At 63.5% G+C, this 5,783-nt stretch carries 6 protein-coding genes and 1 pseudogene; 3 read left to right on the forward strand and 4 right to left on the reverse strand.

Going from position 1 to position 5,783, the window contains the following annotated elements; translation table 11 throughout:
- Both WAN71_RS17735 and WAN71_RS17740 read left to right on the forward strand, forming a co-directional pair.
- Positions 1-664 (forward strand): hypothetical protein (locus WAN71_RS17735; RefSeq protein WP_422226588.1); only part of this gene is annotated, 664 nt, incomplete at its 5' end.
- Positions 665-878: 214 nt separating this feature from the next.
- The gene (locus tag WAN71_RS17740; protein ID WP_422226589.1) at positions 879-2,708 is read left to right on the forward strand and encodes an acyl-CoA dehydrogenase; all 1,830 of its coding nucleotides are present in this window, start codon (positions 879-881) and stop codon (positions 2,706-2,708) included.
- A 132-nt stretch (positions 2,709-2,840) separates the two neighbouring features.
- On the opposite strand, the gene WAN71_RS17745 is transcribed toward WAN71_RS17740, so the two are convergent.
- Positions 2,841-3,077 (reverse strand): hypothetical protein, encoded by a 237-nt coding sequence (locus WAN71_RS17745; RefSeq protein WP_422226590.1) that lies wholly within the window; start codon positions 3,075-3,077, stop codon positions 2,841-2,843.
- On the opposite strand from WAN71_RS17745, the gene WAN71_RS17750 reads away from it, so the two are divergent.
- Positions 3,061-3,576, forward strand: coding sequence for a DUF5666 domain-containing protein (locus WAN71_RS17750; RefSeq protein WP_422226591.1), 516 nt, complete (start codon positions 3,061-3,063; stop codon positions 3,574-3,576). The genes WAN71_RS17745 and WAN71_RS17750 overlap by 17 nt on opposite strands.
- Here WAN71_RS17750 and zwf read toward each other — a convergent pair whose 3' ends face one another.
- The 3 genes and pseudogenes from zwf to sufU all read right to left on the reverse strand — a co-directional run.
- A complete protein-coding gene (gene zwf / locus WAN71_RS17755; RefSeq protein WP_422226592.1) occupies positions 3,577-5,055 on the reverse strand; it encodes a glucose-6-phosphate dehydrogenase in 1,479 nt (492 codons plus the stop codon).
- Positions 5,056-5,120: 65 nt separating this feature from the next.
- The gene (locus WAN71_RS17760) at positions 5,121-5,468 is read right to left on the reverse strand and encodes a metal-sulfur cluster assembly factor (RefSeq protein WP_422226593.1); all 348 of its coding nucleotides are present in this window, start codon (positions 5,466-5,468) and stop codon (positions 5,121-5,123) included.
- Positions 5,443-5,783: pseudogene (gene sufU, locus WAN71_RS17765) on the reverse strand (Fe-S cluster assembly sulfur transfer protein SufU); the annotation flags it as partial. The gene WAN71_RS17760 and the pseudogene sufU, both read right to left, overlap by 26 nt.

A 5,783-nucleotide genomic window follows, 5' to 3' on the forward strand; every position in this document is an offset into this window, starting at 1 on the left:
ATCGAACCACCAGAACCCTACACAGCACGGCACCGTGGCAAGCCAACCGACGTCCGCGCCCAAGCCACCGCCGCCGCCACCTCCACCGCCGGTGGGCAAAGATCACATCGAGGGCCTGGTCAGATCCGTGTCAGGTGACACGATCCAGCTCACCCAGCGGGACCGGAGCGCGGCGACCGTGGCGTTCACCCCACAGACGATGGTCACCGAGCTCAGCTCCGCTGCGCTGACCGACGTGAAACCCGGCAGTTGCGTCGACGTCAAGGCCGCGTCGCAAGGCGCTCCACCTGGCGGTGCGATCACCGCGGAGTCCGTGGACATCAGCCCGTCTGAAGGCGGCAAGTGCCCTCCGCCCGTTGGGCCGGCTGGAAGTCCTGGCGTCAACGGCATCGTCGACTCGGTGACGGGTAACACCATCGCGGTCAACGGCATCGATCCCACCGGCAAGGCCACGCACACCACCGTGACCGTCATCAACACGACCACCTACACCAAGCACGCGGTTACCAATCCGCAAGCGATCCAGAACGGTAAGTGCATGGCGGCAATGGGAACCAAGGACGGCGGGGTACTGCAGGCGGCGACCATCGACCTCGAACCGTGTCCACCGATGGGTCGCCCGCACCACCATTTCCACATCCCGTGGCCGCACCATCGCCATTAGAGCCAAGACGCGACTCGTCCAAATGCCTATGCACGATGCGGAAGTGGCCCCAACGGCGTTTAGGTGGCCCCGAATAGCTGGGTCCATAGCGCTGACCTCGCACCCTACGGTTGCGTCGCCGTAGGTTACGCTTCCGTCGCCGTAGCTTACGGTTGCGTACCCAATCCCGCCTCGGACACACTGCGTCCACAGCTACCCGGGGAAGGGAAAACCGTTGGGGCACTACATCGCCAACCTGCGTGACATTGAGTTCAACCTGTTCGAGGTGTTGGGCATCGGCACTGTTCTCGGCTCAGGACGCTATCGCGACCTCGACGTCGACACCGTCCACGCCATGCTCGACGAAGTCGCTCGCCTGGCCGAGGGCCCAATCGCCGAATCGTTCGCCGACGCCGACCGCAACCCTCCGGTTTTCGAGCCGGACCGGCACACCATCTCGGTGCCAGCCGAGTTGGCCAAATCAGTGCAGGCGGTCAAGGACGCCGAGTGGTGGCGCATCGGTCTTGCCGAAGAGATCGGCGGCGTGTCCGCACCGGGCCCGGTGACGTGGGCAATCAACGAGATGCTGCACTGCGCCAATCCGGCCGCGGCCTTCTTTTACAGCATGGGCCCGGCAATGGCCAACGCGCTCTACGTCGAAGGCACCGAACAGCAGCAGCGGTGGGCAGCGATGGCCCTGGAACGAGGTTGGGCGGCCACCATGGTGTTGACCGAGGCGGACGCCGGCTCCGACGTCGGAACGGGGCGAACCAAGGCCATCGCGCAACCGGATGGCAGCTGGCACATCGAGGGCGTCAAGCGTTTCATCTCGGGTGGCGACGTGGGCGATACCGCCGAAAACATCTTCCATCTCGTGCTCGCCCGACCCGAGGGGGCCGGTCCGGGCACCAAAGGTCTGAGCCTGTTCTACGTTCCCAAGTACCTCTTCGACTCTGAGACTTTCGAAATCGGCTCCCGCAACGGGGTTTTCGCCACCGGTTTGGAGCACAAGATGGGCCTGAAGGCGTCCCCGACCTGCGAGTTGACCTTCGGCGCCCATGGACTGCCCGCCGTCGGCTACCTGGTCGGCGACGTGCACAACGGGATCGCGCAGATGTTCACCGTGATCGAGCACGCACGCATGACGGTCGGCGTCAAGGCCGCCGGCACGCTGTCGACCGGATATCTCAACGCGCTGGCATACGCCAAACTGCGGGTACAGGGCGCGGATCTGACACAGATGACCGACAAGACGGCGCCGCGGGTCACGATCATGCACCACCCAGACGTGCGCCGCAGCCTGATCACGCAGAAGGCCTACGCCGAAGGGTTGCGCGCACTGTACCTGTATACTGCGGCGCACCAGGATGACGCTGTCGCACAACACGTTTCAGGCGCGGAAGCCGAGATGGCGCACCGCGTCAACGATCTGCTGCTCCCGGTGGTCAAGGGGGTGAGCTCGGAACGGGCTTACGAAATCCTGACCGAGTCGCTGCAGACGCTCGGTGGGTCGGGCTTTTTGACCGACTACCCCATCGAGCAGTACATCCGTGACGCCAGAATCGACTCCCTCTACGAGGGCACCACCGCGATCCAGGCGCTGGATTTCTTCTTCCGCAAGATCATTCGCGACCGCGGCGAAGCCCTCGAGCACGTGGCATCGCAGATCCGCCACACCATCGGGACCTGCGATGAGACGCTACGGCAACACGCCGATCTGCTGCAGACCGCGCTCGATGACGTCACGGCAATGACCGCCACCCTGACCGGATACCTGATGGCCGCCGCCGAACACCCAACGGAGATATACAAAGTCGGCCTCGCATCGGTGCGATTCCTGCTCGCCGTCGGCGACTTGCTCATCGGCTGGCGGCTGCTGGCACAAGCCGATCTCGCGCAAGCTGCCCTGGCCGCCGCGCCGGCCAACGACGAAGCGTTCTATCGCGGCAAGATCGCCACCGCGCGATTCTTTGCCAAGAACATGCTTCCGAATCTCACCACACTGCGCGGCATCATCGACGCTGTCGACGACGACATCATGGCGCTTCCCGAAGCGGCCTTCTAGCGACAACTCGCGGGCTTCGGAGAATACACAGCTGGCTCATAATCGGCCGCCAGCCGGTACTCAGCTGCGCCACGAATGGTGAGAATCGTTGCTTGGCCGGCCTACTCACAGCGGCCGACGATTCGAAAGGACCTAGATGGCTGGGATGCGTGTCACTTTCTGGTCCGCGCGACTGACCCGGTTGGCGCTAATCACGGTCACCGGCGCAACCGCGTTGTCCGTCGCAGCGTGCGGAGGGTCGCACAACACGAACACCGCCACGTCAGCAAGTCCGACCAGCTCTGCCGCGACACCGTCGTCGCCGCCAGCGTCGGCGAACGGCAAAGGCTGGGTCAGCGGCATGATCGCTTCGGTGTCAGGCGACGCCATCCAGGTCACCCAGCAGACCGGAAACACAACCGTAGACTTCACACCGTCGACCAAGATCACCGAGCTCACTTCCGCTCAGCTGACTGATGTCACCGCCGGCAGCTGCGTTGCGGTGCGTCCCACCCGGGAAAGCGCGGACACCGGTAGCACGATCACCGCGAAATCCGTGCGAGTCAGCCCGGCAACCGACGGCAAGTGCCCAGAACCCAAACACCGCACGGGGATAGCCGGCACCGTTGCCTCCGTGGCGGGTAACACCATCACGGTGAACGGCACCGACGCCAACGGCAATAGTTCTTCGTCCACCGTGACCGTCACCAACACGACCAACTACACCAAGCAGGCCGCCACCGACGGGCAAGCGCTGGCTCAAGGCAAGTGCATTGCTGCGCGGGGGACCCAGGACAACACTGGCACGCTGCAGGCGATGACCATCAGTGTTCAACAGGCGGACAACGGCAACTGCCCGCAACCGGGTGAGCGGCACCACCCGCACTAGTTATTTCGTGCCGCGCCAGCCACGCTCGAACGGCAACCGCCACGCTCGCGGCGCAATCAACGGATGGACCGCGTTGGGACCCCACGAATCCAGGTCGTAGCTGCGTACCGGCGGCGGATCGTCGAGCAACGGTGCGGACACCTCCCAGAGCCGCTCGATCCCCTCTGCCGTGTTGTACAGCGTCCGGTCGCCGCGCATCGCGTCAAGAATCAGACGCTCGTAGGCCTCGAGCACATCGCCGGCATGGCCGCTGTCTTCCATGGTGAACTGCAGGCTGAGCTTGTCCAGCTTCATTCCCGGACCGGGCCGCTTGCCGTAGAACGACAACGACATCTTGGACACGTCGGCGAGATCGAAGGTCAAGTGATCCGGACCCTTTTGTCCCACACCAGATCCCGGCGGAAACATGCTGCGCGGCGGCTCGTGGAATGCGATCGAGATGATGCGCTGTCCCTCAGCGAGGCCCTTGCCGGTGCGCAAAAAGAACGGGACACCGGCCCAGCGCCAGTTATCGATCTCGGCTTTGAGCGCGACGAAGGTTTCGGTATCCGATTCGGCAGACACCCCAGGCTCGTCGCGGTAACCCCGGTATTGCCCGCGCACCACCTTGGTTGGATCAAGCGGGCGCATCGAGCGGAATACCTTGTTTTTTTCGTCGCTGATCGCCTCTGAAGCAAGCTCGGTGGGTGGCTCCATCGCGACGAACGCCAGAATCTGGAACAAATGGGTGACCACCATGTCCTTGAACGCCCCCACGGATTCATAGAACCCGGCGCGGTTCTCACAGGTGAGCCGCTCCGGCACGTCAATCTGGATGTGGTCGATGAAGTTTCGATTCCAGATCGGCTCGAACAACCCGTTCGCGAACCGGAACGCGAGAATGTTCTGCGCGGCCTCTTTACCCAGGAAGTGATCGATCCGGAAGATCTGTTCTTCTTCGAATATCGCGTGAATCGCCGCGTTCAATGCTCGCGCACTGGCCAGATCGACGCCGAACGGCTTCTCCATGATGACCCGCGAGTTCTGCACCAAGTCCGCCTTGTGCAACGTTTCCATGACCGGCATCACCGCCGCGGGCGGGATGCTCAGGTAATGCAGCAGATGGGCATCACCGCCGAGGGCATCGCTCTGCTCAGCCACGGCGCGGGCCAGCGCTTCCGGTCCTTCGTGCATAGGTACGAAAACCAAATTGGCGGCGAACTGATCCAAAACGTCATCGGAAATGTCGTGGCTGTGGCTGGAGAACTCGCGGCAGGCCTTGAGCACCAGCTTGCGGAAGGCATCGTTGTCGAACTCATCGAGCGACGTGCCGATGATGCGGATCTCGGGAGCCAGGTTGGAACGGGACAGATGGAAAAGCCCGGGCAGCAGCTTCCGCCGTGCTAGATCGCCTGTGGCACCGAACATTACGATTATATGCGGCACCGCGCCGGTGTTCTTCTGCTTGACCTCGCGGGGCACGGCGTCGCTCACAACCATGATGGTAGCCAGCCCTGGTGCAACCGCAACCCCACAGAACCGGTCATACCGACGGCCCGGAAGACTTAGACGGTGAAACCGAGAGCGCGCAGTTGATCGCGGCCGTCGTCGGTGATCTTGTCCGGGCCCCACGGCGGGTTCCACACCCAGTTGATCCGCAGCTCGTCGACCAGACCGGCGCCGACCAGTGCGTTACGCGACTGGTCTTCGATGACATCGGTCAGCGGGCAGGCCGGCGACGTCAACGTCATGTCGATCAGCGCGACGGTCCCCTCTTCTGCCTCTTCCAGATTCAGGCCGTAGACCAGCCCCAGGTCGACCACGTTGATGCCCAGTTCGGGGTCGACGACATCGCGCATCGCCTCTTCGATATCGGCGAGCAGCTCGTTATCCGGTGCGGCGGTTTCGCTCATCCTTTGATCTCCTCCACGTCTTCAGTCGCTTGCGCCAGCGCGTCCTTGAACGCCATCCAGCCGAGCAGCGCGCATTTGACTCGGGCCGGATATTTGGCGACGCCCGCAAACGCGACGCCATCGCCCAAAACGTCCTCGTCACCGGCGACAGTTCCCCGCGATGACACCATCTCGGTGAACGCGGTAAGCGTCTTCAACGCCTGCCCGACGCTTTGCCCGATCACCTGCTCGGTGAGCACCGACGTGGCCGCCTGGCTGATCGAACAGCCCTGCCCGTCGTAGGAGACGTCGACGACGTGCTCACCGTCGTCCGAC

Origin of the sequence: Mycobacterium sp. (assembly GCF_049280035.1) — a bacterium.
In the GTDB taxonomy this organism is placed as follows: Bacteria; Actinomycetota; Actinomycetes; order Mycobacteriales; family Mycobacteriaceae; genus Mycobacterium.